This window comes from Bacillus cereus group sp. Bc031 (genome assembly GCF_027716265.1).
In the GTDB taxonomy this organism is placed as follows: Bacteria; Bacillota; Bacilli; order Bacillales; family Bacillaceae_G; genus Bacillus_A; species Bacillus_A paranthracis.
The window spans coordinates 1-2,383 of record NZ_JAQFUL010000185.1; the positions used below are offsets into that span (position 1 = coordinate 1).

The window sequence follows — 2,383 nt, forward strand, 5'->3', positions numbered from 1 at the left end:
TTCAAAGAACTACTTGGCCGCTCATTTGCGACTTCCTTATATTAACATCTTCATCTTTCAATGTCAACTAAGTTTTTCATTTCGTTTGTCGCTTTCGACGTTATTGTCATCGGCGACTTGTTCTATATTACACCTCTAAGTATTAATCGTCAATACGTTTTTTAAAAAAACTTCATTTTTTTAAAACCCTATTTACATACCTCTTCTATCAGAATATATAAGCAACCCATATAATACTCTATGGGTTGCTTTCCATCATAAAAACTATTGTTCTTTTGAAGGTACCGAACAGCTTTCATCTGTACAAGACATATCGCTTCCACCTTCTGAAGAAAGCTCTTGTAACTTAGGTACAGGATTCTCTTCTTCCCACACTTGCTGAAGTGCACCAACAAAAGTTTCAAGTGGTTGTGCACCTGAAATAGCATACTTTTGATTAATAATAAAATAAGGTACTCCTGAAATTTGATATTGCTGAGCAATCGCTTCATCAACTCTAACATCATTTGCATATGCGCTTTTATCATTAATAACCTGTAAAGCTTCTTGTTTGTCTAGACCTGAAGCTTCAGCTATAGTAGCGAGCGTATCCACATCACTTAAATTTCTTGATTCAGTGAAATATGCAAAAAGTAGATTTTCCGTAATCTCTTTTTCTTTCCCTTGATCCTTTGCAAATTTCGCAAGACGATGCGCATCAAAAGTGTTCGTCGGCTTCATCTCATCAAAATTAAAACTTAAACCCATACTAGCTGCATGATTACCTAGCTGCACGTTATTACGTTTCGCTTCTTCAATACTAATCCCATACTTTGATGCAAGTACTTCATTAATACTTGTTCCAGAATAGATTGGAGCATTTTGGTCTAATTCAAAACTTTTAAACTCAACTTCAACATCCTTCTTATGAGGAAATTGCTCTAAAGCTACTTCTAATCTACGTTTCCCAATGTAGCAAAACGGGCATACAAAATCTGACCATACTTCAATTTTCATAGAAACACCTCATTAACATGTAGTTTTCAATCATTGTAGCACTGGCACTAAGGAATTCAAAAATTTATGCTTCAAGCCTTAAATACTACAACCTAAAATAAATTTATAAATAGAAAAACGATAATCAAAAGTATTACCTTCTGATTATCGTATATATAAATCTAATTATGCTTGAATATATCTTCCCACGAACTTCCATACGGTATTCCAATACGTATTTGAATCTATCTTCTCAGCTTCTCCATGTCCAGCACCTGGAACAATTAATTTCTCTTTTTCTACTTTTGCAGCATTATATACTTCATCTAACATTTCAAAAGGAACGAATGTATCCGCATCCCCATGAATGAATAGCATCGGTGTTTTACTTTTTGCAACTTGTTTAATAGCTGAAGCTTCTTCTAAATCATATCCAGCTCTTAATTTTGTAACTGTATTTGCCGCATTCATAACAGGAAACTTCGGCAAGTGGAATAGATCTTTTAATTGATACGTAAATTCATCAACAACAGTTGAGTACCCACAATCTTCAATAATAACTTTAACGTTAGAAGGTAAATCCTCACCTGAAGTCATCATTACAGTTGCCGCGCCCATCGAAACACCAAATAGTGCTATTTCAGCATTAGGATCTTTCTTTACAATTTGTTGAATCCAAATCAAAATGTCTTTACGATCATGCCAGCCCATACCAACATAATCCCCTTCACTATTCCCGTGCCCACGAAGATCTGGTGCTATGACATTATAGCCTTGTTCATAAAAGTTGCGAATATATTTCGTCATTTCTGATGCCCTACCATTGTATCCATGAACTACAATCGCCCATTTATGACTAGATTGTTCATTCATATATTCATAACCTGTTAAATTCAGTTTATCGAAAGAACGTATAGTTAATGTGTTAGGCTTATACTTTGATACGAAGTTCGCATTCTTCTCTTCATTTGTAGCCAATGCATCTCCCGATGCATTTACCGTTTCTACTAAATGAGGATTATCTTCCAAAAATTCTTTTTCTTGTTTCGCATTCAACGCATAGTTATAAAAATAATTTCCAACTAACATATACACAATCGCTAGAAGGATTAAGACTACTATAGTAATTATACCTATCTTTTTCATATTATCTCCTTTTTAAAAATTAAATATCCCTATATTAAAGCACTCAAAAAATAACGGTACTATTTTAACACACCAATAGATTGCTTCCACAAAAAATAAAATATAAAATCTGAAACTACACATCGAAAATGATGAAAGAAATTGAATACAAAAGGATAACTCGAGGCTAATAAGAAGTTAGAAACACAAAAAAGACGAGTCATTCTGACTCGTCTTAAGATTGCTTGGCGACGTCCTACTCTCACAGGGACAAGGTCCCAAC

Annotated in this window: 2 protein-coding genes; both read right to left on the minus strand. The window is 34.1% G+C overall.

Annotated features, from left to right (window positions below; all coding sequences use genetic code 11):
- Positions 1–264: 264 nt before the first annotated feature.
- Complete coding sequence (locus PDQ33_RS28720) at positions 265–996, minus strand: DsbA family oxidoreductase (protein WP_000687960.1); 732 nt, start codon at positions 994–996, stop codon at positions 265–267.
- A gap of 165 nt (positions 997–1,161) precedes the next feature.
- Entirely contained in the window at positions 1,162–2,121 is a 960-nt protein-coding gene (locus PDQ33_RS28725) for an alpha/beta hydrolase (RefSeq protein WP_000719448.1), read from the minus strand.
- Between the last annotated feature and the right edge of the window lie 262 nt (positions 2,122–2,383).

What these genes read in the sequence shown, in the direction of transcription:
- PDQ33_RS28720 (WP_000687960.1), bottom strand. Translation starts at nt 996, where the DNA reads ATGAAAATTGAAGTATGGTCAGATTTTGTATGCCCGTTTTGCTACATT.
- PDQ33_RS28725 (WP_000719448.1), bottom strand. Translation starts at nt 2,121, where the DNA reads ATGAAAAAGATAGGTATAATTACTATAGTAGTCTTAATCCTTCTAGCG.